Source organism: Duganella levis, from assembly GCF_009857605.1.
GTDB lineage: Bacteria > Pseudomonadota > Gammaproteobacteria > Burkholderiales > Burkholderiaceae_D > Rugamonas > Rugamonas levis.
On the sequence record NZ_WWCT01000003.1, the window covers coordinates 232,552 to 256,105 of the forward strand.

General features: G+C 61.8%; 24 protein-coding genes. 8 read left to right on the top strand and 16 right to left on the bottom strand.

Annotation, left to right across the window (positions count from 1 at the left end; translation table 11 throughout):
• Window positions 1-4: 4 nt before the first annotated feature.
• Together corA and GTP69_RS06170 are read right to left on the bottom strand one after the other, a co-directional pair.
• Window positions 5-973 (bottom strand): magnesium/cobalt transporter CorA, encoded by a 969-nt coding sequence (gene corA, locus GTP69_RS06165; protein ID WP_161054054.1) that lies wholly within the window; start codon window positions 971-973, stop codon window positions 5-7.
• Between the two features lie 71 nt (window positions 974-1,044).
• Window positions 1,045-1,830, bottom strand: coding sequence for an SDR family NAD(P)-dependent oxidoreductase (locus GTP69_RS06170; RefSeq protein WP_161054055.1), 786 nt, complete (start codon window positions 1,828-1,830; stop codon window positions 1,045-1,047).
• Between the two features lie 89 nt (window positions 1,831-1,919).
• Between GTP69_RS06170 and GTP69_RS06175 the strand changes: the two genes are divergently transcribed.
• On the top strand, window positions 1,920-2,861 hold the full coding sequence (locus GTP69_RS06175; protein WP_161054056.1) for a GlxA family transcriptional regulator: 942 nt from the start codon (window positions 1,920-1,922) through the stop codon (window positions 2,859-2,861).
• On the opposite strand, the gene GTP69_RS06180 is transcribed toward GTP69_RS06175, so the two are convergent.
• The gene (locus GTP69_RS06180; RefSeq protein WP_161054057.1) at window positions 2,833-3,744 is read right to left on the bottom strand and encodes an AraC family transcriptional regulator; all 912 of its coding nucleotides are present in this window, start codon (window positions 3,742-3,744) and stop codon (window positions 2,833-2,835) included. The two genes, GTP69_RS06175 and GTP69_RS06180, sit on opposite strands and share 29 nt — an antisense overlap.
• A 96-nt stretch (window positions 3,745-3,840) precedes the next feature.
• Here GTP69_RS06180 and GTP69_RS06185 point away from each other — a divergent pair, with 96 nt between their 5' ends.
• Entirely contained in the window at window positions 3,841-4,578 is a 738-nt protein-coding gene (locus GTP69_RS06185) for an SDR family oxidoreductase (protein ID WP_161054058.1), read from the top strand.
• 53 nt (window positions 4,579-4,631) lie between these two features.
• On the opposite strand, the gene ntrC is transcribed toward GTP69_RS06185, so the two are convergent.
• The 4 genes from ntrC to glnA all read right to left on the bottom strand — a co-directional run bounded on the left by ntrC (window position 4,632) and on the right by glnA (window position 9,327).
• On the bottom strand, window positions 4,632-6,134 hold the full coding sequence (gene ntrC / locus GTP69_RS06190) for a nitrogen regulation protein NR(I) (RefSeq protein ID WP_161054059.1): 1,503 nt from the start codon (window positions 6,132-6,134) through the stop codon (window positions 4,632-4,634).
• 63 nt (window positions 6,135-6,197) lie between these two features.
• A complete protein-coding gene (glnL, locus tag GTP69_RS06195) occupies window positions 6,198-7,310 on the bottom strand; it encodes a nitrogen regulation protein NR(II) (RefSeq protein ID WP_161054060.1) in 1,113 nt (370 codons plus the stop codon).
• Complete coding sequence (locus GTP69_RS06200; protein ID WP_371867823.1) at window positions 7,307-7,792, bottom strand: DUF4124 domain-containing protein; 486 nt, start codon at window positions 7,790-7,792, stop codon at window positions 7,307-7,309. The genes glnL and GTP69_RS06200 overlap by 4 nt, the downstream gene beginning before the upstream one ends.
• A 119-nt stretch (window positions 7,793-7,911) precedes the next feature.
• Entirely contained in the window at window positions 7,912-9,327 is a 1,416-nt protein-coding gene (gene glnA / locus GTP69_RS06205) for a type I glutamate--ammonia ligase (RefSeq protein WP_110847087.1), read from the bottom strand.
• A gap of 316 nt (window positions 9,328-9,643) precedes the next feature.
• On the opposite strand from glnA, the gene GTP69_RS06210 reads away from it, so the two are divergent.
• On the top strand, window positions 9,644-10,102 hold the full coding sequence (locus GTP69_RS06210; protein WP_161043723.1) for a rhodanese-like domain-containing protein: 459 nt from the start codon (window positions 9,644-9,646) through the stop codon (window positions 10,100-10,102).
• Here the strand turns inward: GTP69_RS06210 and GTP69_RS06215 are convergent.
• The 7 genes from GTP69_RS06215 to GTP69_RS06245 form a co-directional block, all read right to left on the bottom strand.
• Window positions 10,099-11,463: a TAXI family TRAP transporter solute-binding subunit gene (locus tag GTP69_RS06215; RefSeq protein WP_161054148.1), complete on the bottom strand. Its 1,365-nt coding sequence runs from the start codon at window positions 11,461-11,463 to the stop codon at window positions 10,099-10,101. The two genes, GTP69_RS06210 and GTP69_RS06215, sit on opposite strands and share 4 nt — an antisense overlap.
• Before the next feature lie 133 nt (window positions 11,464-11,596).
• The gene (locus GTP69_RS06220) at window positions 11,597-14,716 is read right to left on the bottom strand and encodes a transglycosylase domain-containing protein (RefSeq protein WP_161054062.1); all 3,120 of its coding nucleotides are present in this window, start codon (window positions 14,714-14,716) and stop codon (window positions 11,597-11,599) included.
• Window positions 14,717-14,935: 219 nt separating this feature from the next.
• Entirely contained in the window at window positions 14,936-15,721 is a 786-nt protein-coding gene (locus GTP69_RS06225) for a competence/damage-inducible protein A (protein WP_161054063.1), read from the bottom strand.
• 3 nt (window positions 15,722-15,724) lie between these two features.
• A complete protein-coding gene (locus GTP69_RS06230; protein WP_161054064.1) occupies window positions 15,725-16,537 on the bottom strand; it encodes an EI24 domain-containing protein in 813 nt (270 codons plus the stop codon).
• Entirely contained in the window at window positions 16,537-17,499 is a 963-nt protein-coding gene (locus tag GTP69_RS06235) for a sterol desaturase family protein (RefSeq protein WP_161054065.1), read from the bottom strand. Before GTP69_RS06235 ends, GTP69_RS06230 begins: the two co-directional genes overlap by 1 nt.
• Window positions 17,496-18,251: a polysaccharide deacetylase family protein gene (locus tag GTP69_RS06240; RefSeq protein ID WP_161054066.1), complete on the bottom strand. Its 756-nt coding sequence runs from the start codon at window positions 18,249-18,251 to the stop codon at window positions 17,496-17,498. The genes GTP69_RS06235 and GTP69_RS06240 overlap by 4 nt, the downstream gene beginning before the upstream one ends.
• Entirely contained in the window at window positions 18,251-19,204 is a 954-nt protein-coding gene (locus GTP69_RS06245) for a YVTN family beta-propeller repeat protein (RefSeq protein ID WP_161054067.1), read from the bottom strand. Before GTP69_RS06245 ends, GTP69_RS06240 begins: the two co-directional genes overlap by 1 nt.
• A 133-nt stretch (window positions 19,205-19,337) precedes the next feature.
• Between GTP69_RS06245 and GTP69_RS06250 the strand changes: the two genes are divergently transcribed.
• Window positions 19,338-19,694, top strand: coding sequence for an FKBP-type peptidyl-prolyl cis-trans isomerase (locus tag GTP69_RS06250; RefSeq protein WP_161043715.1), 357 nt, complete (start codon window positions 19,338-19,340; stop codon window positions 19,692-19,694).
• Window positions 19,695-19,716: 22 nt separating this feature from the next.
• On the opposite strand, the gene GTP69_RS06255 is transcribed toward GTP69_RS06250, so the two are convergent.
• A complete protein-coding gene (locus GTP69_RS06255; RefSeq protein ID WP_161054068.1) occupies window positions 19,717-20,499 on the bottom strand; it encodes a zf-HC2 domain-containing protein in 783 nt (260 codons plus the stop codon).
• 216 nt (window positions 20,500-20,715) lie between these two features.
• On the opposite strand from GTP69_RS06255, the gene GTP69_RS06260 reads away from it, so the two are divergent.
• Both GTP69_RS06260 and GTP69_RS06265 read left to right on the top strand, forming a co-directional pair.
• Entirely contained in the window at window positions 20,716-21,003 is a 288-nt protein-coding gene (locus GTP69_RS06260) for an HU family DNA-binding protein (RefSeq protein ID WP_110847097.1), read from the top strand.
• A gap of 163 nt (window positions 21,004-21,166) precedes the next feature.
• On the top strand, window positions 21,167-21,418 hold the full coding sequence (locus GTP69_RS06265) for an acyl-CoA-binding protein (RefSeq protein ID WP_161054069.1): 252 nt from the start codon (window positions 21,167-21,169) through the stop codon (window positions 21,416-21,418).
• 41 nt (window positions 21,419-21,459) lie between these two features.
• On the opposite strand, the gene GTP69_RS06270 is transcribed toward GTP69_RS06265, so the two are convergent.
• Entirely contained in the window at window positions 21,460-21,738 is a 279-nt protein-coding gene (locus tag GTP69_RS06270; RefSeq protein ID WP_161054070.1) for a polyhydroxyalkanoic acid system family protein, read from the bottom strand.
• A 241-nt stretch (window positions 21,739-21,979) separates the two neighbouring features.
• Here GTP69_RS06270 and fdxA point away from each other — a divergent pair, with 241 nt between their 5' ends.
• Entirely contained in the window at window positions 21,980-22,303 is a 324-nt protein-coding gene (fdxA, locus tag GTP69_RS06275; RefSeq protein WP_110847100.1) for a ferredoxin FdxA, read from the top strand.
• Window positions 22,304-22,352: 49 nt separating this feature from the next.
• Complete coding sequence (locus tag GTP69_RS06280) at window positions 22,353-23,420, top strand: NAD(P)/FAD-dependent oxidoreductase (RefSeq protein WP_161054071.1); 1,068 nt, start codon at window positions 22,353-22,355, stop codon at window positions 23,418-23,420.
• Window positions 23,421-23,554: the final 134 nt, after the last annotated feature.

Sequence of the window (23,554 nt, forward strand, 5' to 3'; positions counted from 1 at the left end):
TTTTTTATAACCAACCGGCTTTCTTGAAACGCCGGTGCAGATAGAGACACACGCTGATCATGACGGCAATCGCCATCGGATAGCCGAACTTCCACTCCAGCTCCGGCATGTACTTGAAATTCATGCCCCACAGCCCGGCAAACGCCGTGACGATCGCAAAGATCGCCGCCCACGCCGCCAGCCGCTTGTTCACTTCACTCTCATCGATCGCGACCATCGACAGGTTGACCTGGATCGCCGTCGCAATCGTGTCGCGGATGCCGTCCAGTGAACTGCTGATGCGGTGCAGATGATCGTGCACGTCGCGGAAGTATTCCTGCGTATCCTGGCACATCGCCGGCACGCGGCCGCCGTGCAGCCGGCCCACCGCCTCCATCAGCGGCGCCACCACATGGCGCACCGTGGTGACCTTGCCCTTCAGCTCGTACAGGCGCTGGATGTTGTCGCGCTGCCGGCCCTGGGTGAAGATCAGCTCCTCGATCTTTTCCAGCTCGGTTTCCAGCATATCCAGCACCGGGAAGTAACGGTCGACCACCGTATCCATCAGCGCATACAGCACGAAGGCCGGCCCCAGCCGCAGCATGTGCGGCTCCTTCTCGGCGCGCGCGCGCACGCTCTTGAAACCCTGCTGGCTGCTGCCGTCGCGCGACGACAGAATATAGTTCTGGCCGACGAAGATATCGACCTCGCCCACCGAGACTTCGCCCTCGTGGCACTCGATGGTCTTGACCACCACAAACAGCGAATCGCCATACTCCTCGATCTTGGGCCGCTGGTGGCCGCGGCTGGCATCCTCCACCGCCAGTTCGTGCAGGCCGAATTCGTGCTGCATCACCGCCAGCTCTTCCGGCTCCGCATCGTGCAGGGCGACCCAGACAAACGTCTCCGGTTTTTCGACATATTCGCTGATGTCTTCCACCGCAATGTCGGCCAGTTTTTTACCATCCTGATAGGCCACACAATTAATCAGCATACGCATTCCATGAAAAAGAAAAAGCCCTTGGCTTCACAGCCAAGAGCTTACCTCAAGCGCGCAGGGACGGCTTAAGCTGCTTTGAAATAGCGTGCGCCCGGCTTGTTACGCGACAGATCGCCGGCCAGCGCATGGCGCGCCTCTTCCATTCGGTTGAAGTCGACCAGGTCGGGCAGCGACGGCACAGTCGCCAGCTCGCGCTGGTCGAAGCCGGCCAGTGCCGCGTCCACCAGGTCTTCCGGCGTCATCACCAACTCGGCCGGCAGGTTTTCCACGGCGTGGCCGGCGCGGTCCCAGAACGGCGTGGCGATCGCGCCCGGCAGCACTGCCTGCACCTGCACGCCCTTGCCGCCCAGCTCGTGGTGCAGCGACTGGGTCAGCGCCAGCACGAAGGCCTTGCCGCCACCGTAGACGCCGTTCAGCAGCTCCGGCTTCAGCGCCGCGATCGACGAGATATTGATGATCGCACCTTCGCCGCGCGCCACCAGGCCCGGCGCCACGGCGCGCGTCAGGCGCGTCAACGCGGTGACGTTCACGTTGATCAGCGTATCCAGCTCTTCCGGCGTCGAATCGATCAGCGGTTTCACCGATCCCAGCCCGGCGTTATTCACCAGCATGGCGATGCTGGCGTCCTCGGCCAGGCGCTGCTCGACGCGGCGCAGGTCGGCGCTCACACCCAGGTCGGCGGCGATGGTCTCGACCTTGCGGCCGGTGGCGGTGTGCAGCTGCTGCGCCAGAACCGACAGCTTGGCGGCGTCGCGCGCCACCAGGATCAGGTCGTAGCCGCGACGGGCCAGACGGTCTGCATAGACGGCGCCGATGCCCGAGGATGCGCCGGTAATAAGTGCGGTTTTCATGATTTTGCTCCTGTTCGTTAAGTTGACAGACGCAGTGTAGCGGCGCAAACTAAGGCCCATGTGATGTAGATACCTCTTTTTAGGCCATCATGAAAAAAGCCATCGGTTTGCTGCTATTCCCCGGTTTCCAGATCGTCGATCTGGCGGCGGTGACGGTGTTTGAGGTCGCCAACGCCATGCCGGGTGGGCCGTATTACGAGCTCAGCATGCTCTCCGAGCACGGCGGCCCCGTGGCCAGTTCCGCCGGCGTGACGGTGGCGACGCTGCCCTTCGGCGCGCCGGGTTTCGATACCGTGATGGTGGCCGGCAGCATGGAAGCCATCCGTTCGACGCCCGGTTTCATCGCCTTCCTGCGCGAGGCCAGCCAGGCGTCGCGGCGCACCGCCAGCATCTGTACCGGCGCCTTCTTCCTCGGCGAAGCGGGCCTGCTGGAAGGCCGGCGCGTGACTACGCACTGGGCCCAGGCGCGCGAGCTGCAACGCCTGCATCCCAAGGCCAAGGTGGACGAGGACCGCATCTTCATCCAGCACGACCACGTGTGGAGTTCGGCCGGCATGACCGCCTGCATCGATCTGGCCCTGGCGCTGGTGGAAGCCGATTACGGCGCGGAACTGGCGCGCGCGGTGGCGCGCAAGATGGTGGTGTATCACCGCCGTACCGGTGGCCAGTCGCAGTTCTCGGCCCTGCTGGAACTGGAGCCGAAATCGGACCGCATCCAGACCGCGCTGACCTATGCCAAGCGCCATCTGCGCAAGGCCTTGTCGGTGGACGAACTGGCCGAGGCGGCCAACCTGAGCCGCCGCCAGTTCAGCCGTGCGTTCCGGCTGGAGACCGGCCAGTCGCCGGCCAAGGCGGTGGAAACGCTGCGCGTGGAAGCGGCGCGCAACATGATCGAGGAAGGCAACCACGCCATCGATGTGGTCGCGCGCGAAGTGGGTTTTGACGATCCGGAGCGCATGCGCCGCGCCTTCATCCGCGCCTACGGCGTGCCGCCGCAGGCGGTCAAGCGGGCGGCGCGGGCGGCGGCGTAAGCGCATAGCGGGTCGGCGACATGCCGACGTGCCGCGTGAACGCCACGCTGAACGCGCTGGCCGAACCATAACCGACCTGCCCGGCCACATCGGCCACGTTGCCTTGTTGCCGGCGCAGCAGGTTCTTGGCCTTGGCCATGCGCCAGCGCAGCAGATACTCCATCGGCGCCACGCCCACGGCACGGCTGAAGCGTTCAAAGAATGCCGAGCGCGACAGCGCGGCTTCCCTGGCCAGCTCCGCCACTGTCCACGGTGCGGTCATCTCCTCGTGCATGCGCCGCAGCGCCAGCGCCAGACGCTCATCGGCCAGGCCGCGCAGCAGGCCCGGCGCTGCGCTGATGGCACTGGCGCGCAGGGCTTCGATCAATAGCACTTCCAGCAGATGCGCCAGCACCACTTCCCGCCCCGGCCGCCGCGCGCGCGATTCGTCACCGACCAATTGCACCAGCGTCGCCAAGCGTGGCTCATCGCGTACATGAATCAGGCGCGGCAGCAGCGACACCAGTAGCGCCGCGTCCGGCGAATCAAAGGCGCAATGGCCGATCAATAGCACCGACTCGGCCGGACGATCCGGCGGGCCGAAACGAAACTCGCCGTTGGGCAAGGCCAGCGGCGCGGCATTCTCCACGTCTGCTGGCGGCGGCTGCAAGCTGCTCATCGAAAACGCATGCGACTCCGGGATCAGCACGAAATCGCCCTGACGCAGCGGCAGCGGCTCCCGGCCGCCAACCGTCAGCAGGCTGGCCCCTTCCAGCACCGCGCAGTAGAACGGCTGCCCTTCATGCGAGCGCTGCACGCGCCAGGGGCCGGCGGCGCTGACGACTTTCGAGTAGCGGATACGTGGCTGAAGCAAGCTGACTACTTCGTCGAGGGGATCGGTCATATCTGGACGTTTGCTAACGAAAAATGGACTATCGATTGTAGCAAGTCCGGCGATGGGTAGCTACAGTGCTGTCATACCCACCCAACAGGAGTTCCCATGAAAACCATCCTCATCACTGGCTGCTCGTCCGGCTTCGGCCTGGAAACCGCCCGCTACTTCCTGGAACGCGACTGGCAAGTCATCGCCACCATGCGCACGCCCAACGCCGAGCTGCTGCCCGCATCGCCGCATCTGCGCGTGCTGCCGCTGGACGTGACCGATCCGGACAGCATCCAAAAGCTGATCGAAACCGCCGCTCCGGTCGACGTGCTGGTCAACAATGCCGGCATCGGCTTGCTGGGCGCGCTGGAAGGCATCAGCATGGACAAGGTACGCGAGATATTCGAGACCAACACCTTCGGCACCATCGCCGTCACGCAGGCGGTGCTACCGCAGATGCGCGGGCGCAAGGCCGGTGTGATCATCAACGTAACCTCCAGCGTGACCGTGAAATCGCTGCCGCTGCTGTCGGTGTACACGGGGAGCAAGGCGGCGGTGAACGCGTTCACGGAATCGCTGGCGCTGGAACTGGCGCAGTTCAATGTGCGCGTCAATCTGGTGTTGCCGGGACGCGCGCCGACCACCAGCTTCGGCGCCAACGCGCAGCCGCGCATGCAGGGAGCGATTCCGGAAGCCTATGCGGCCATGGCGCAGAATGTGTTTGCCGAATGGGCGCAGTCCACCGAAGAAGTGACGCAAGCCATCGATGTGGCGCAGGCTGTGTGGCAAGCCGCCACCAGCTCCGACGCGCCGATGCGTATTGCCGCCGGCGCCGATGCCGTGGCGTTGATGTAAAAAAACGGCGCCTTATACAACAAGGCGCCGTTTCGTTCGATGACCGAGGACGTTTAGTCGTCCTTGGCGCCGTCGATGCCGAGCTCGGCGATCTTGCGGGTGATGGTGTTGCGGCCGATGCCCAAGCGTACCGCTGCATCGTTCTTGCGGCCGTGCGTGTGCTTGAGCGCGGTGCGGATCAGGGCCGACTCAAACTGCCGTCCCAGCACCGCCATCACCTCCTGCTGACCACCACTGAGCATGCTGGCCGCCTGCATCTCCAGCAATCCCAGCCACGCATCCGGCGACGCATTCGCGCTAGCGCCCGACTCCGCCACCGGCGCCGCTGTGACCGTGCCATGGTGCTGCGGCGCGCCGTAGCTTTCGGCCGGCGTCGCCGTCAACGCCGGCGTGCTGCCCGCCTGCTCCTGCGACAGTTCCAGCGGCAGATCCTTGATCTCCACCGTCTGCCCCGGCGCCATCACCGTGATCCAGTTGCACAGGTTTTCCAGTTGCCGCACATTGCCCGGCAACTCCAGGCTGCACAGGAACTGCAAAGCCGCATCGCTCATGCGCTTGGCTTCCACGCCCAATTGTTTCGCGCTCTGCACCAGGAAGTGACGCACCAAAATAGGGATGTCTTCGCGCCGCTCCCTCAAACTGGGCAAGCGCAAACGGATCACGTTCAGGCGGTGATACAAGTCTTCGCGGAACAGTCCTTCGCGCACGCGCTGTTCGAGATTCTGGTGGGTAGCGGTAATCACGCGCACGTTCGCCTTCAGCGGCTGGTGGCCGCCGACGCGATAGAAATGGCCATCTGACAGCACCCGCAGCAAACGCGTCTGCAAGTCGAACGGCATGTCGCCGATCTCATCGAGGAACAGCGTGCCGTTCTCGGCCTGCTCGAAGCGGCCCCGACGCGTGGTCTGGGCGCCGGTAAAGGCGCCGCGCTCGTGGCCGAACAATTCGGACTCCAGCAAATCCTTGGGTATCGCCGCCGTGTTCAGCGCGATAAACGGCTGCGCCGCGCGCGGCGAGTGTTTGTGCAGCGCGCGCGCCACCAGCTCCTTGCCGGAGCCGGATTCGCCGGTGATCAGCACCGTCACATTCGATTGAGAGAGGCGACCGATCGCGCGAAAGACCTCCTGCATGGCCGGCGCCTGGCCGAGGATTTCCGGCGTTTCCGCCGGCCCCGACTCGACGCTGGTTTCACGCAGGCTTTCGTCCAGCGCGCGCCGGATCAGCTCGACTGCCTTGTCGATATCGAACGGCTTGGCCAGATACTCAAACGCGCCGCCCTGGAACGCCGCCACGGCGGAATCCAGGTCGGAGAAGGCGGTGATGATGATGACCGGCAGGCCTGGGAAGCGTGACTTCACCAGCTGCAGCAAGTCCAGGCCGGAGTCGCCCGGCATGCGGATGTCGGACACCAGCACCTGCGGCGTCTCGTACTCCAGCGCGGCAATGGCGTCGCGCGCATTGGCAAAACTCTTGGTCGCCAGGTTTTCCCTGGCCAGTGCTTTTTCCAGTACCCAGCGGATCGATTCGTCGTCGTCTACTATCCAGATTGGCTTCATGTGTTGTATTTTTTCCGCGATGATCGTCAATCAAGGGACACGGTCCGCAATGCCCGCCGCGGCTTATGGCAACGGCAGCAAAATACGGAAATCCGTACATCCAGGCCGGCTCTCGCACTCGATCACGCCCATGTGCTGTTGCACGAAGGTCTGTGCCAAGGTCAGTCCCAGCCCGCTGCCGCCCTCCCTGCCTGATACCAATGGGTAGAAGATGCGGTCGCGGATCTGGGGTGCGATACCCGGTCCATTGTCAATGATATGCAAGTCTAATGCCAGCCCGTAGCGGACCTTGGCCAACGTCACCTGGCGCGCCACCCGCGTCTTGAAAACGATCTGCGCTTCACCGCCGTCGATCTGCACCGCCAGCGCTTGCGCGGCGTTGTGCGCGATGTTCAGCACGGTCTGGATCAGTTGCTCCTTATCGCCGCGGAATTCGGGAATCGACGCATCATAATCGCGCAGAATCGTCAGGCCGGACGGGAACTCCGCCAGCATCAGGCTGCGCACCCGCTCCAGCACTTCGTGGATGTTGACGTCGCCGACGATGTGCGGCCGGCGGTGCGGCGCCAGCAGGCGGTCCACCAGCGTTTGCAGGCGGTCGGCTTCCTTGATGATGACCTGCGTGTACTCGCGCAGCTGCACCGCATGCGCGCCCGGCAGTTCCATCTCCAGCAGCTGCGCGGCGCCACGGATGCCACCCAGCGGATTCTTGATCTCGTGCGCCAGGTTGCGGATCAACTCCTTGTTGACCTGGCTCTGGTCGAGAATGCGCTCTTCGCGGTCCAGCTTGAGATGCTGCTGGTTCTCGCGCAGCTCGATCAGCACGCCGCCTACCGGATCTTCCACCGCAGAGACGATGCTGTGCACATGCAGCGGCTCGCGGCCGGGACGTTCCAGCGTCAGGTCCTGGCGCAGGTCGGAGAATTTGTGTTCGCGCGCTTGCGCGCAGGTATGTTCCAGCTCGTCCGGATTGAGGAACTGCGCGCTCAGCGTCTGCCGCGACAGCGCCTTCAGCGAGCTTTCCAGCAGGTTCTCGGCGGCCGCGTTGGCGTAGGCGATATGGCCTTGCGCATCGAGCAGCACCACGGCCGAAGCCAGCAGTTCCAGCCCCGCCAGCGACGGCGGACGGTGGATGGCGGCGGCCGCGCGGGCCGCGATCTTATTCACTATGCTCATCGGATATTCGCGATCTCACGTTTCAAGGCATCGACATTCTTTTCCGAGCGGCTGATGCTGTCGCGCAGCGCGGCCACCCGTTCCTGGTACTTGGCGTAGTTGCGTTCATCGCCGCGCCGTTCCGGCTCGCCGCCGTTGAATTCGCGCCGCAGCTCGGCCAGCTTTTGCTGCTCGGTCTTCAGCTCGTCTTCGAGGATGCCACGGCGGTCGGCATCGCGCGCCTTCTGCTCGGCGCTGTCGACGCGCGGGAATTCGCCCGGCGTGGCGACTGGTTGCGCGGCGCGCGGCGCCGACGGACCGCTGCGCCGCGCCGGCGCCGGCACCGTCATGCCGGGCAGATCCATCAGCTTGCAATAGCTGCCCCGGTTGATGTCGGTGAACTCGACACTGCCGCCGGGCGGCTGGCATTTATAGATCTGTCCATGCGCCGCCGCCGATGCAAACAAAGCCAGCAACACACTCAGTTTCAAACTCATTGTCATTCGTAAATCCGTGGGTGGAACAGTCCACCCGAATATACAGCATCCAAATAAAAACGCGGGGAAAGCATCAGCTCGCCCCGCGTTGGATACCGCCTCACCAGCGCCGTAGCGCCCGGTGATTACAGCGAGTAGTACATGTCGAACTCAGCAGGGTGAGTGGTCATGCGCATGCGCTGCACGTCCTGCATTTTCAGTTCGATGTAAGCATCGATCATCGAATCGCTGAACACGCCGCCACGGGTCAGGAACTCGCGGTCTTTGTTCAGGGCGTCCAGCGCTTCTTCCAGCGAGGCGCACACGGTTGGAATCAGTGCGTCTTCTTCTGGCGGCAGGTGGTACAGGTCTTTCGACGCTGCTTCGCCTGGATGGATCTTGTTCTGGATACCGTCCAGACCCGCCATCATCAGTGCCGAGAAGCACAGGTAGACGTTGGCCAGTGGATCCGGGAAGCGGGTTTCGATACGGCGGCCTTTTGGATTGGCCACGTGTGGAATACGGATCGAAGCCGAACGGTTTTTCGCCGAGTACGCCAGTTTCACTGGAGCCTCAAAGCCTGGCACCAGACGTTTGTACGAGTTGGTGCCTGGGTTGGTGATCGCGTTCAGTGCTTTGGCGTGCTTGATGATGCCGCCGATGTAGTACAGGGCGGTATCCGACAGGCCGGCATAGCCGTCGCCAGCGAACAGGTTTTTGCCGTCTTTCCAGATCGACTGGTGCACGTGCATGCCCGAACCGTTGTCGCCAACGATAGGTTTTGGCATGAAGGTCGCGGTTTTGCCGTAGCTGTGGGCGACGTTCCAGACCACGTATTTCAGGTTCTGGGTCCAGTCCGCGCGCTCAACCAGGGTCGAGAACTTGGTGCCGATTTCGTTCTGGCCAGCGCCAGCCACTTCGTGGTGGTGCACTTCAACCGGGATGCCCAGCGATTCCAGGATCAGGCACATTTCCGAACGCATGTCCTGGAAGCTGTCCACTGGTGGCACTGGGAAGTAGCCGCCCTTGACGGTTGGACGATGGCCGCTGTTGCCGCCTTCGATTTTTTCGCCGGTCGACCACGACGCTTCGTCGGAATCGATCTTGACGAAGCAACCCGACATGTCGATTTTCCAACGGACGCTGTCGAAGATGAAGAATTCTGGTTCCGGGCCGAAGTAGGCGGTGTCGCCGATGCCGGACGATTTCAGGTACGCTTCAGCGCGTTTGGCGATGGAGCGTGGATCGCGGTCGTAGCCCTTGCCGTCAGCTGGTTCGATGACGTCGCATTGCATGAACAGCGTGGTCTCTTCCATGAACGGGTCGATGTTCGCGGTGTTTGGATCAGGCATCAGAATCATGTCGGATGCTTCAATACCCTTCCAGCCGGCGATCGAGGAACCGTCAAATGCGTGACCCGATTCAAACTTGTCGATGTCGAAAGCCGACACAGGCACGGTAACGTGCTGTTCTTTACCACGGGTATCCGCGAAACGGAAATCAACGAATTTGACTTCGTTTTCCTGGACCATTTTCAGAACTTCTGCGGCTGTCATTGCCATGCGTATCTCCTAAAGGGAATGTGTGGAACTCGTGAGGCCTTACTAAGCAGTATCCATGCCAGCCACAGAACGACTATCGATATGTTGGTAGCGTCTTTGAACTCGCGGCCAAAATCATTCTAAAATTGGCGGGCGTGTTCAAGTGCCTGAATTTACAGCAGAACAATCACGCACCGATTTAGTGCGTTTCTCACATTTTGCACCTTGTAAGTGCATTTTAGGATATTTACTGAAAAGCGCATGGTTTTGGTGCGTCGCAGTCGCGGGCCGGGCACGGACGCCTATAATAAACTTAAACTTATTACCGGAACACCTTATGAGCAAAATAGATGAGATCCTCGCCCTTGCCCGTAGCCGCAGCAAGGATTGGCCCTATGCCGGTGCGGTGACGCCGCAGGAAGCCTATGAATTGATCAGCGCGGAAAACGCCATCAAGCTGATCGACGTGCGCACCAATGCCGAGCGTGACTGGGTGGGCCGGGTGGCGATTCCGGACGCCCAACATGGTGCGGTCCAGTGGGCGACTTATCCAGGTGGCAACGCCAACCACGAATTTATCGAGCAATTGAATGGCATCGCGCGCAAGGATCAGGTGATTTTATTCCTGTGCCGTTCCGGCGTGCGCTCGCGTGGTGCAGCCAAGCTGGCGACCGAACACGGCTACCAGCACTGCTACGACATCCTGGAAGGCTTTGAGGGCGACAAGGACGAACACGGCCACCGCAAGAACGTCAGCGGCTGGTGCCACGCCGGCCTGCCCTGGATCGGCGCCTAGACCGGCACCGTCGCGGGCGCGGCCGGGCTGGCCTCGCCCATCAGGAACAGAATGCGCTTGCGCACGAACTGGATGTGACTGCGCAAGCCATACAGGCCATCGGCAAACGACAGCGGGATCGAGACCTGGTTGACCAGCTCCTCGATCTCATCCAGCCGCTTCAACTGCTCTTCGTAGACCTGCATGCGGGTGGCTTCCTGGGCTTCCTCCACCTTCTGCTCCACCGCCCGCAGCTGGCCGTACCATTTGTAAACGCGCGAGCGGATGCGCCACACGTACAGCGGCGGGATCACCTTCGACAGCGGCAGGATCAGCGCGCCCAGCGCCACCACCAGCACCCACATGCGGTCGAAGAAATTCGCCAGCCAGAAAGTCATATACCGCTGCAACAACGGCGGCCCGCTCTTGTAGAACTTGGCCGCCTCCGGATCGACCGGAATCTCGGTGTACTTGGCGGAAGGGAACTGGCCCTGCTGCTGGAACCAGCCGGCGCCGCTGTGAATCGTCGACGCCGCCTGCACGAACAAATCCACCAGCGCCGAATGCAGATCATCGCGCGCCACCAGCGTGGCGGTCGGCGCGATCAGGTTGTAGTCCTCGGACGGAATGTTGCGGCCCAAATCAACAATGCCCTGCGGCAGCACCACATGCGTCAAAAATGGCAGCTTGCGCGAGTAAGCCTCGGCCTGGTTAAAATCGAACAGCCGGATGCCCGGCGTTTGCAGCAGCATCTGGATCAGTGGCGCTTCCGGCGCCGAGGTGAACACCAGGCCGTCGATGCGGCCTTCCAGCAATTCCACCGTGGCCGGCGTGTTGGACAGCGAGAAGCGCTGCACTTCGTCCTTTTCGACGCCATTCAGTTCCAGCACCTGGCGGAACAGGCGCGGCGAACCGGCGCCCTTGGCGCCATAGTTGATCTTCTTGCCGCGCAGCTGGGTCAGCTGAGTGATCGGCGGTTTGCCCTTCTCTTCGCGCAGGAACAGCCACAGCGGCTCAACGAACAGACTGCCCAGCGACGACAGACCTTCGCGCTCGGCCGCCTCCTCATTGGTGGAACCGCTTTGCACAAAGGCGATATCGACCTTGCCTTCTTTCAGATTGCGCAGGTTTTCGCTGGAACCGGCCGATGGCACCAGCGTCACCTTGACACCATGCTTGGCCAGCGCGGTAGCGTATTTCTTGCCGAAGTCCTCGTAGGCCGAGTTTTCCTGCCCAGTCCCCAGCCGCACCGTGCGCGGCGGCGCCGGGTCGACCAGCCAGTAGGCCAGCAGGCAGATGCCGACGATGGTCAGCACCGTCGGCGCGGCCGCGACGATCAGATCCCGGAAGGAGAACTGGGTAAACTTGAGGATCTTGGACATGTGGTGGCGCATAGGTTTCATGGGCTCACACCTTGCCAATAAATCAGCAACTATGCAAGGGAAACCCGCAAGATAAAAAAGGGTCAGACCCCGTACGGGGTCTGACCCTGGTATGCGGCGTGCGGGGTAGAAATTACCCGCCGCAAGCCTGCAATGGCGCTTTCGCGACTTCCGGCGCCATTCCCCCGACTTTCACGATCGACGGGGTTGTGCCGGGTTTAGGCGCCGCATGCGGTTCAATCAACGGCATCAGATTCGGCGCCAGCACCACCAGCAGCTGCACCGGCAAGGCGCTGGTGAAGTCATAGTTCTTCGACTCCGGCCCATGCACATACGCCGTCATCGAGCCAAAGAAGCGCTCGCCGATATTGAACACAAACGTCGCCGACCGGTTCACATAGCGCGACTCGATCAGTCGTCCGCCACCGCCATACACATCAAAGCGCTGGTCGCCGGTTCCGGTCTTGCCGCCCACCGGAATGATCGAACCATCGGCCGACACAAACGCCGACTTCACGCGCTTGGCGGTACCGTCCGACACCACACCACGGATCGCATCCGCCGCCACCCGCGCCACTTGCGGCGCAATCACCTGCTCGTTGGTGGTCGGCGGCGCCTTGGTCACCAGCGTGTCGTACGGCGTGTCCTTGGCAAAGTGCAGTGAGGTGATGCGCTGCGAACTCTTGCGCACGCCACCGTTGACGATAATCCCCATCAGCTCCGCCAGCGAGGCCGGCCGGTCGGCCGAGGCGCCCAGCGTGGTCGCATACGACGGCACCAGCGATTCAAACGGATAGCCCATTTTCTTCCACTGCTTGTGGATTTCCATGAAGCCTTCCACCTCGATCAGGCCGGCGATGCGCTTGTCCTGCGCATGCTTGCGGTGCGTCTTGAACAGCCACTGGTAGACATCCTGCCGCTCCTGCTCGCTGGCCTTGGTCATCTCGCTCAAGGTCGCGCCCGGATGCAGGCGGAGATAGGCCGCCATCCACAATTCCAGCGGATGCACGCTGGCCAGATAACCACGGTCGGCCAGCGACCAGTTGCCGATTGCATACTGGTCGTACAGCTTGGCCACGCGCTCTTCCGGCACCTCGTTCTGCGACGGCAGGTTCTCTTTCAGGAAGGCAGCAAACTGCTCCTGCGTCGCCAACGGATACATGGTGCGATGGATCACCGCCAGCCGCACCGGCGTGCTGCGGATATTGGCCAGCAGGATCTTGTCGATCTCGCCTTCCGGCTTGCCCTTGTACTTGGCGTAGAAGCGGCCCAGGAATTCCTTGCCTTCCTTGTCGGCGAAGCGCGCGAGGTAGCCAGCGCGGCGCGGATCGTCCGCATCCGCCAGCAACGACGCCGACGAGCCCGGATTGGAGAACATATAGAACTTGGCCACGTCCCGCATCAGGCGCACGAACACCAGGTTGGTGGAGTGGCGCAGCGCTTCGGTCACGGTCAGGATCTTGTTGTTGTCTTCCTTGGAGAAGTTGCCGAAGTGATGCAGGCCGCCGCCGGTGAAGAAGCCCTCGCCCGGATTGCCGGAATACTTGCGCTCCATGGCCGCGTTCAGCATCGGCGTCAACTCGCGCTGGCCGACCGGCAAGGTCTTGAAGTAATCCAGCGCCCATTGCGACAGCTTGTCCTGCGGATCGACTTTCACCTGGCTCAGCGCCGCGTTGTCCATGCCGCCGTATTTCTTCAGCAACTGGTCCATGATGTCCAGATAGGTGATCAGCGTGCGCAGCTTGGCGGTCGAGCCCAGGTCCAGCTTGGCGCCTTCGTTGATATCCAGCGGCTGGTCGAAGTTATCGGTCTGCAAGCGCAGCAGATTGTTCTGCTCGCCTTTTTCCAGCAAGGTGAAGCTGTACACCACATTGGCCGGATCGCCGTTGCCCAGCATGCCTTTGCCGGTCAGGCCGGCCGCCTTGGCCTTCTCCGGATCGCGCAAGTCACGCAGCACCTGCGTGACGGCGGTCTGCGCCTGCGCATCCAGCGTGCTGACCACGGTCAGGTCCAGCCGGTCGAGGTTGTACATGCGGTTGTCGCCCAGCAGATTGGCCAGGTGGTTGCGGATCGCGTTCGAGGCCTTGCGGCTGACGAAGGTCTGCGCCGGTGCCGATTGCAAACCATTGCCGGTGGCAGGATGCAGCACCTGCTTCAGCGCCACGTCGCGCATGGCCGGCGTGATGGCGCCGTCGTTGGCCAGAATCCGCAAGTGGCTGTTGGCCAGCACTTCCAGGTCGGCCGCGCCGTCGCCCAGATAGTAGCTCGGGCGGCGCTGCGCAATCATCAGGCTCAGCGCTTCCTTGAACACCAGCGCGGTATCCGCATCTGGATTGTCCAGCTTGCCATTCAGGCGTTTGTTGACGTCGTCAAACGAGCGGCCGTACCACACCCACATGCCGTCGCCGATACCGTTCACTTCGCCATAACCGGGCTTGGCCGACAGCGGCACCGTGTTCAGGTATTCAAGCACAATGCGGCGCCGCGCCTTCAGCGTCTCCGGCCCGTCCTGGTACGACCGCAGGCTGGCCGACACCATCTGTTGCAGCTTGTCCTTCATCGAGCCGGTGCGACCTTCCGGCGAGTGGCGATACTTTTCGATCTGCGTGGCCAGCGTGCTGCCGCCGGCCGCGCGGTGGCCGCCGCCGACTGCGCTGGCGGTCTTCTCCAGCACCGCCTTGCCGAGCCGGTCCCACTCCACCGCCGGATTGCGCTTCGGATAGGTGTTGTCCAGCAGCTCGCGGTTTTCGATGAACAGCAGGCTGCTCACCAGCACTTTCGGCGCGGCGTCGAACTTGTTGTAGATGCGCTCCGGATAGCTGGCGGCAAACAGTTCCTGCGCGCGGCAATCGTAAATCGTCAGGCCGGTCTTGGTCTTTTCGCGGTAGGTGGCGAACACGCCCATGTCGGCCAGCTCGGCCATCTTGGGCGAGATGCGCGCCTGCGCCGCGACCTTGTAGTCACGCTGGCTGAGCTTGCCGATGTAGTCCGGCAGGCCGGCATAGCCGAGCCGCTCGTCGTACGGACTGTCGTGCGGGAAGCGGATCGATTTGCTCGGGCCCTTCTCGACCTTGTACGTCATCTTGCTGGCGAGGTCGGTAAAGATGCGCGCCTGCATCGACGAGGTCAGCGTTTCGCGGTAGCCCCAGTAAATCGTAAAGGACACGCCGACCAGCAGCACCAGCAGGAAGGCATTGCGGGTGCGTTTGCTTTTCTTGGGTGCGCCTTCGTCCGGCGGTAGTGGTGGGTCCATCTGTGCTTGCGCCAGATGGGCCTCGGATGATTCAGGTGTATTTGGAGGGAGCATCGCGTGTTTCAAGTCAATCTTGCTAGCTTCCATTGCACCACATCGGCGCGACGCCGATGGGAGCAGACGCACAATAAATGCAAAGCACCGTTTGTTTTTCGCAAAAAAACAACGGCGCTCTCTCCGAAGAAGGAACGCCGTGTCATTCGACTGTCACAAAGCGGACTAAGTCGGTTTGAACTCTACCTGAAGCTTGCGCAACTCGTCGCACAGTTGGATGAAGGCAGTGGCCGTCTGCACCGGCTCGCCTTTGACGCCGAGCTCGATGTGGCGGCGCGTGTTGGCGTCGCCCACGCTCGGCAAGCTGAACACTTTCACGCGCGGAAACTGCTGCTCGATCGCCACCATCAGCGGCGTCAGCGCCGACTCGGCCGCTTCGTACACCAAGACCGATTGTTCCAGGTGCGGTTCGCGGTTGAACAGGTCGGCGTAGTGGTTGTCCAGCACCCATTCCAGCATCGGCCACGCCATCACCGGAAAGCCCGGCACGAAGTAGTGCTTGCTCAGCGCGAAGCCGGCGATGTTGTTGTATGGGTTGGGGATCAGCGCCGCGCCTTCGGCAAACTCGGCCATCTTGAGGCGGTGCAGGTTTTCGTCGGAATTGAGGTCGGCGATCTGGCCGGCATCCTGCGCCATTTGTACGATGCGTTGCTGAATGTTGAGCTTGCCTTGCTCATGCATCACCAGCGGCAGGCCCAGCGCGTCGGCAGCAGCCTGGCGCGTGTGATCGTCCGGCGTGGCGCCGATGCCGCCGCAGCAGAACACGATGTCGTCAGTAGCAAAAGTGCGTTGCAGCGTGGCCGTGATGCGGGCCGGATCGTCCGGCAGAACCTCGGCCCAGGTCAGCTGCAGGCCGCGCGCCGCCAGCATCTGCACGACTTTGGGGAAATGCTGGTCGACGCGCCTGCCCGACAGGATTTCGTCGCCAATGATGATGAGTCCGATTGCCATCGTCTATTCCTTTTCTATGACTTCCTGAGCTCGCAACCGCGCCAGCGCATCCAGGCAATAGTACGCGAACCACAAGCCGGTAAAGATAAAAATCAGTACATACAGCCAGATCGAGACGGCCGCGAGGAACGGGAACATCACCACCGCCATCACGCCGCCCAGCCAGATCGCGCCCGGCAATGCGCCGGCCGCGCCCGATACCACGCCGATCACCAGCAGGCGCCAGCGGTGTTCGCGCAGGATCTGCTGGCGTTCCTCGGTGCTGGCGTAATCGGCCAGCGTGTCGTACACCATCACGCGGCAGGTCAGCCAGCCCCACAGCAGCGCCTGCACCAGCACCGCCAGCGGCGGGAAGGCGTACAGCGGCAAGGTCAGTATCCACAGGCCGATGAAAATCGCCATGCCGCCCAGCGCCACGCCGACGCTGCCCACAATCGAACCGCCCTTGCGCTGCTCCAGCTGCGGATAGTGACGCAGGCCGACATGGCGGCCGATCAGCGGCATCGCCACCACGCCGATGAAAATCAGTGCGGTCAGTATCATCAACGGTAGCAGCGCCAGCATGGCGATCAGCGGCACCACCACCGAGGTCAGCGTGTCCAGCCCCAGGCTGCGTAGCCAGCTGGTGCTGGTGGCGAACAGATTATGGTCGGCAAACTGCGCATGCAGGTAATCGACCAGAGGCTGCAGGTAGAAATACAGCGCCACCGCCCAGACGCCCAGCGCCAACAGGAAGGGAACGATGCTCATCATCAGCATCTTGCCGTGCCATTGGGACAGGAAAGCGCGGCCCCATGCGCGGAAAACGTTACTCATCAGACGACATCCTTACGTGCGTATTCAATCATGCGGCGCAGGCCCAACGCCTGCTGCGACCAGAAGCCACGGCCGTAGTCGCGGCCTTCCAGCTGGTCGCGGATGCCGGTGGCGACAAACTGCGGCGTGAAATTGGCGGTGCGGAAAATGATGTCCCAGACCGGCAGCAGCACGGCAAAATTGCAGCCGCCCAGCTTGCCATCCTCGTTTTCGTGGCCGGCGCCGATGGCATGGTGCATGCGGTGATAGCGCGGCGACACCAGCAGCCGCTCGCCCAGCCAGCCGAAATGGATGCGGACGTTGGCGTGTTGCAGGCTCTGCAAAATGCGCGACACCGACACCAGCATCACATACTGCGCCGGCTCCACGCCGATGCCCAGCGAGATCACGCCCATATAAACGTCGCGCAGCAGGTCGTCGAGAATGTGGTTGCGGTCGTCGCTCCACAGGTTCATGTTCTGCTGGCTGTGGTGCAGGCCGTGCAGGCCCCACCACCAGTTGAAGTGGTGCGAGGCGCGGTGATACCAGTAATCGAAGAAATCCAGCACCACGAAATAGACGGCGAAGGCAGCCAGCGGGCTGATGCCCGGCCACAGCGATTCCAGGTTAAATGGATGGAAGCCGTCAAAGCGCAGCCAGCCGGCCAGCCCGTCCATCAGCGGATCGAGCGTAAAGAAGATCAGCACCGAGAACACGCCGATCCGGTGCAGCACGGTGTACAGGAAATCGTTCCAGCGCGCGCGCGGATCGGTGATCTGCTGCGCCGGAATCAGCGACTCCAGCGGCCGCAGCACCAGGAACAGCAGCGCCAGTTCCAGCAAGCCGATCAACAGCCACTCGGTGCCCTCGAACGCGTCTTCGACGAATGCGCCGAAGCCGAGCTGGAACACCAGCGGCTGGATCGCCGTTTCAAACAACCAGCCCTGCGCCACGCCCAGCCAGTCAGAGATTGCTTCTATCATTTTTTATAATCCGGATGCTCGCGCAGCGTGGCAAAGCACATGCCCTTCTGCTCAAGCCCGCTAATCAGAGGTTCAAGATTGGCCGGCGCCCACGCATCCTTGCGCGACCAGATGCCCATATGGATCAGCACAATATCGCCGCCGCGCAGGTCGCGCAACGACTTCTGCAAAAGTACCGCATTCGGATACTTTTCGCTCGACAGTTCATCGCCCGAGAAGCCGGCCGGCGACCAGCCCACATGCGCGTAGCCGCAGGTCTTGCCGATGTCCAGCAGGCGTGGCGAGGTGCGGCCGGCCGGCGCGCGCCACAGCGGATCGAGATGCGCGCCGGTCAATTCGACAAAGCGTTGGTCGACGCGCTTGAGCTGCTCGCAATACTGCTGCGGCGTCCAGCTGACCAGCTTGCCGGCCTGCGGGCCGAAGCCGGGCTTGACCATCACCGCGCCGTCGGCGCCGTCGCGCGCGAACACCGCGTGGTCCCAGGTGTGCGTGCCGACCGCATGGCCCTCCGTCACCCGCGCCTTCCAGTACGCAGACCAGGACGGATCGAGCGAATAATCGCCGCGCACGGTTTTCTCGTTGGCGAGGAAGAAAGTGGCTTTGATCTTGTGGCGGTTCAGCGTATCGGCAATCAGTTCGGCCTGCGACTGGCTGCCGGTGTCGAAGGTCAGGTAGACCGTGCCTTTGCACGCTGGCGCCGCCTGCAACGGCGCCGCCAGCATCAACATGATCAGGGCCGCGGCGCGCTTCATCAGCGTTGTGCGGAGTTAAAGAAGAACACGCCATGCGGCGAACGGCCGACCGGAATCGTCTTGATCACTTTGCGGCTTTGCAGGTCGATCACCGCCACTTTTTTAATCCAGCGCAGCGTCACCCACATGGTCTTGCCGTCGTCGGTGATTTCCATGCAGTCCGGGCCGCCGGGCACGTTGATCTGGCCGACGTTTTCCAATGTCTTCTGATCAATGATGTTGATCGAATTGGAAACACGGTTGGAGACGTAGGTATAACGGCCATCGCCAGCCGAACGGAAATTGTGCGCGCCCATGCCGGTCTTGATGCGCTTGACGGTTTTCTGCGCTTTCCAGTCGATCACTTCCACGTAGTCGCTGCCCATGATGCCGACCAGCAGATAATTATCGTCCGGCGTCATGGCGATACCGGCTGGCAGCTTGCCGACCGGCAGCGTCCACTTGACGGTCTGTGTGGTCAGGTCGATGGCGCTGACCTGGTCGCTGCCCTGCTGGGTGATGAACACCATATTGCTGGCGGCGTTGAACGCCATGTGGCTCGGCAGCTTGGCCAGCGGCAGGCGCTTGGCCAGCGTCATATTGGCGCCGTCGTATTTATACAGGTCGACGCGGTCCAGCCGCAGCGAGTTCGACACGAACCACTTCTGGTCCGGCGAAAAGCCGATCTGGTACGGGTCGAGGATATTCTTGATGGTGCGCTGTGGCTGGCCGGTTTTCGGATCGAGGAAAATCAGCTCGTTGCCGACCGAACTGGCGACGATCAGCGATTTATTGTCCGGCGTCGCCATCAGGTGGTGCGGCTCCTTGCCGACCGGGATGGTGTTCAGATCCTTGTAGGTCGCCTGGTCCAGCAACTGCACGGTAGCGTCGCGGGAATTAAGGACTACGACGACATTGGCCTGGGCGGCGCCGAAGGCCATCAGGATGCTGGAGAAAACAAAACTGCGGAGCATGGAGAAAATCGCCGATATGAACAAAGTCTTATTTTACGTGCAAACCAGACACAGGCGAGACGAAAGCCGACAAATCTTCATGGGAACTGTGGCCCTGCTACAATTCTGCCCTGTTTCTAATGAAAGGAAGATCATGTCCACTATTACTACCGACTCCGGCCTGCAATACATCGAACTGACCGTAGGCGAAGGCGAAGAAGCCAAAGCCGGCAACAACGTCACCGTGCATTACACCGGCTGGCTGCAAAACGACGACGGCAGCAAGGGTTCGAAATTTGATTCGAGCAAAGACCGCAACGATCCATTCGAGTTCGCCCTGGGCGCCGGCATGGTCATCCGCGGTTGGGACGAAGGCGTGCAAGGCATGAAGATTGGCGGCGCTCGCCAGCTGATCATTCCAGCCGAACTGGGCTACGGCTCGCGCGGCGCCGGCGGCGTCATCCCACCAAACGCAACGCTGATTTTTGACGTTGAACTGCTGGGCGTTTAAGCCAGCTTAGCAAGCCACAGCTTTAGCGCTGCCAGTTCCTGCGCAGCGCTTCAAGCTCTGCTCGCGTGTCGAGCATGCCGCCGACGATGCGCTGGTCGATCGCTTCCAGCAGCGCCGTCGGCATCTCGGTTCCCGCCATGCGGTAGCCGCCGGTCGACGGCATCGGCCGCGCATTCTGCACCAGCACCGGTATCCGCCACTCCTCGCTGGCGCGACAAGCAATCCCCACCAGATCCTGCGTCATCCCCACCAGCGTAAAGCTGCGGCAGTACGTCCCCTCGTTCGACAGGAAACTCAGACCCACGCGCACCTCGCCTTCGGACTGCGCCGCAGCGCCGCCCAGTTGCTGGCTCAAGACCGCCGCCAGCTTACCCTGCGCCACCAGCCAGCCATTGCGGCTGACCACTTCGGTCGGCACCGGCGCCGGCTCGCCGCTGAACCAGTTCGGCTGCCACTTGGCCAGACCAAACTTGCCAGCCGCCAGACCCAGCACCATCACCAGTCCCAGCGCACTCCATTCCAGCCAGCTCCAGCGCCGCCGCGTGGCCTTGCGCACCGCCTGCTGCGCGGCCAGACGCTGCGCCCGCACCGCCGCCAGCTGCACCACATTGGCGCCCTGGCGCGCGCGCCCTCCAGACGGATTGCGCTGATCGGCGTAGACCCCTTCGTCGCGCGCCGCGCGCAGCCGCGCCACCCGGCGCACCAGGCTGCTGTCATGGCGCATGGCGAGTTCGACCTGCTGGCGGGTCTCCTCGTCCAGTTCGCCATCGGCATACGCCATCAGTGTCTCGTCTGAAAAGCTCATCTTCGCTGTCCTTTATGCGTTCAATCATAAACCTTTTTTGCTTGGAATGCGGTTTTACAGAAAGCGCAGAAACCCTTTAAATACAAGGCCTTGTTCGCGCTGCAGCGCAGCGAGGCAGCGACTACAAGGCTTGCTTCATCAAGAGTTCGTACAGAAACCATTACTTTTAACAATATTTATGCTAATCTGCGCGCTCCAATAACCAAGGAGGTAGTAATGAAAAAAGGCGAACTGATTGCAGAATTTGCGAAACGCACCGAGCTGTCCGCTGCTGCCGCCAACGGCGCAGTGAACACCCTGATCGCCATCATCACCGAGCGTCTGAAAAAAGGCGACACGGTAGGCATCACCGGCTTCGGCACCTTCTCCGTAGCCAAACGCGCTGCACGCAAAGGCCGCAATCCCGCAACCGGCGAAGCGATCAAGATCGCTGCGTCGAAAACCCCGAAATTCTCGGCTGGCGCCACGCTGAAATCGGCTGTCAACCCGACGAAGAAGAAGTAATTCTTCCGGAGTTTTACGCGTGCCCGCAAGGGCACCGGAAACGGCGGTTCATGCGGGATCATTCCCGGCATGGCCGCCGTTCTGTTTTGGAGCGCGCACTCTAGCGGCTTTTGCCATGGCTGCGGTTATGATGGTGCATCCCATTCACAGCCAGGAGTTAGGTATGAGTTTGCAAGAACAGTTTGAACAAGCACAGGCGGACTCGAAGAATCTGTCGGAGCGTCCGGACAATCTCACGCTGCTGAAAATCTATGCGCTGTTCAAGCAGGCATCGAGCGGCGACGCCTCCGGCGAGCGTCCCGGCATGACCGACTTCGTCGGCCGCGCCAAGTTCGACGCATGGGCCGAGCTGAAAGGCAAAACCCAGGACGAAGCGAAACAGCTGTACATCGACCTGATCGAAGAACTGAAGTAATACTGACACATAAAAAAAGGCCCGTTCGGGCCTTTTATTTTTTAGACAACAAACACTTTCCGCATCTTCTCGGCCACCTTGGCCTCGATCTGCGCCGCCATCATGCTGATCGGGAAGCCCAGCTCCAGTTGCAGCCGCGCCTGATGCGGCAGCAGGCTCAGCGAACCGCTGACGCCGCTGCGCTCGAAGCGCAGCACATCGCCCTCCCAGCGGCAGGCCAGTTCGAATTGTTCGGCCAGTTTGTCGGCCACTTGTTGGGCGGCCGCGCGTGCCTGCTCCGGCGCCAGGTGGTGTTCCTGGACGATGTTGATGTCCGCCATGCGGCTCTCCTGCTCTGAATGACAAAGCCGCCATGATGCCAGTTGCGCCCCGCCCGCGCCAGTCCACAACGGCAGGGGCGAAGTGTTTCGCCATCCCCGAATGAATTTGCTTATATGTATTGTATATAAGCCCAATTTGTGAGAAATAGCGAATTACCTTAAAATACAGTGCTTTGCCAAGGTTAGCCAGGCAACTGCCCCGCCGCCGACGCTACTGCACACCAACATTGATAGGACTGTTATGACCCACGTTGTCACCGAATCTTGCATCGCTTGCCGTTACACGGACTGCGTCGATGTTTGCCCGGTAGATTGTTTCCGCCAAGGCCCCAACTTCCTCGCCATTGACCCGGACGAGTGCATCGACTGCGCCGTCTGCGTGGCCGAATGCCCGGTCAACGCCATCTACGCCGAAGAGGATGTCCCAGGCGACCAGCAACAATTCATCAAGATCAACGTCGATCTGGCACGCAAATGGCCTTCGATCACCAAGACTATTCCTGCGCTGCCGGATGCGGAACAGTTCAAGGACGTCAAAGAAAAACTGCAGCTGCTGGCACGCTAAGACGCTGCCGGCATTGACGCTGCACTATTGAAAACACAGGAAAACACGTATGAATAGCACCGTTACACCTACTGGCGTCATCGAAGCCGATGCCGTCATCATTGGCGCCGGCCCGGTCGGCCTGTTCCAGGTCTTCGAACTGGGTCTGCTGGAAATCAAGGCCCATGTCATCGACTCGCTGGGCGCCGTGGGCGGGCAGTGCGTGGAACTGTATCCGGACAAGCCGATCTACGACATCCCGGCCGTGCCATCGTGCACCGGCCAGGAACTGACCGACAACCTGCTCAAGCAGATCGAACCGTTCGAGCCAACCTTCCACCTGGGTCAGGAAGTGACCAAGGTCGAGCGCCGCGACGACGGCCGCTTTGACGTGGAAACCACGGCCGGCACCCAGTTCATCGCCAAAACCATCTTCATCGCCGCCGGCGTCGGCTCGTTCCAGGCCCGCACGCTGAAGGTGGACGGCATCGACGTGTTCGAAGGCAGCCAGCTGCACTACAAGGTCAAAGACCCGGCGCAATTCGAAGGCAAGAACCTGGTCATCTGCGGCGGCGGCGACTCCGCGCTGGACTGGGCCCTGAACTTCGTCGGCAAGGCCGAATCGGTGGTGCTGCTGCACCGTCGCGACGACTTCCGCGCCGCGCCAGCCTCGGTCGCCAAGATGAAAGCCCTGTGCGACGACTACGAAATGCAGCTGCTGATCGGCACCGCCACCGGCTTCGAAACCTCGGCCGACGGCAAGCTGGAGCACCTGAAAGTGACCGCCGCCGACGGCGTGACCCGCCGCGTGCCGCTGGACATGCTGCTGGTGTTCTACGGCCTGTCGCCAAAACTGGGCCCGATCGCGGAATGGGGCCTGGACATCGAGCGCCGCCAGCTGAAAGTGCAAAACACCGAGAAGTTCGAAACCAACGTGCCGGGCATCTTCGCCGTGGGTGACATCAACACCTACCCAGGCAAGAAAAAGCTGATCCTGTCGGGCTTCCACGAAGCCGCGCTGGCCGCTTTCGGCGCCGCGCCGTACATCTTCCCGGACAAGAAGATCCACATGCAGTACACCACCACCTCGCCGAAACTGCACAAGGTGCTGGGCGTGGAAACCCCAGTGTTCGACTAAGCACCGAACTCGGGCAACTGTCCTACAAGAAAGCAGCGGAAACGCTGCTTTTTTTATGCCCGTCGCAGTATTATTCTTTCTTATAAGATTGTCTGTGGATAGTACGTAGCCTTGCTTCAAGGTACGTGGAAATG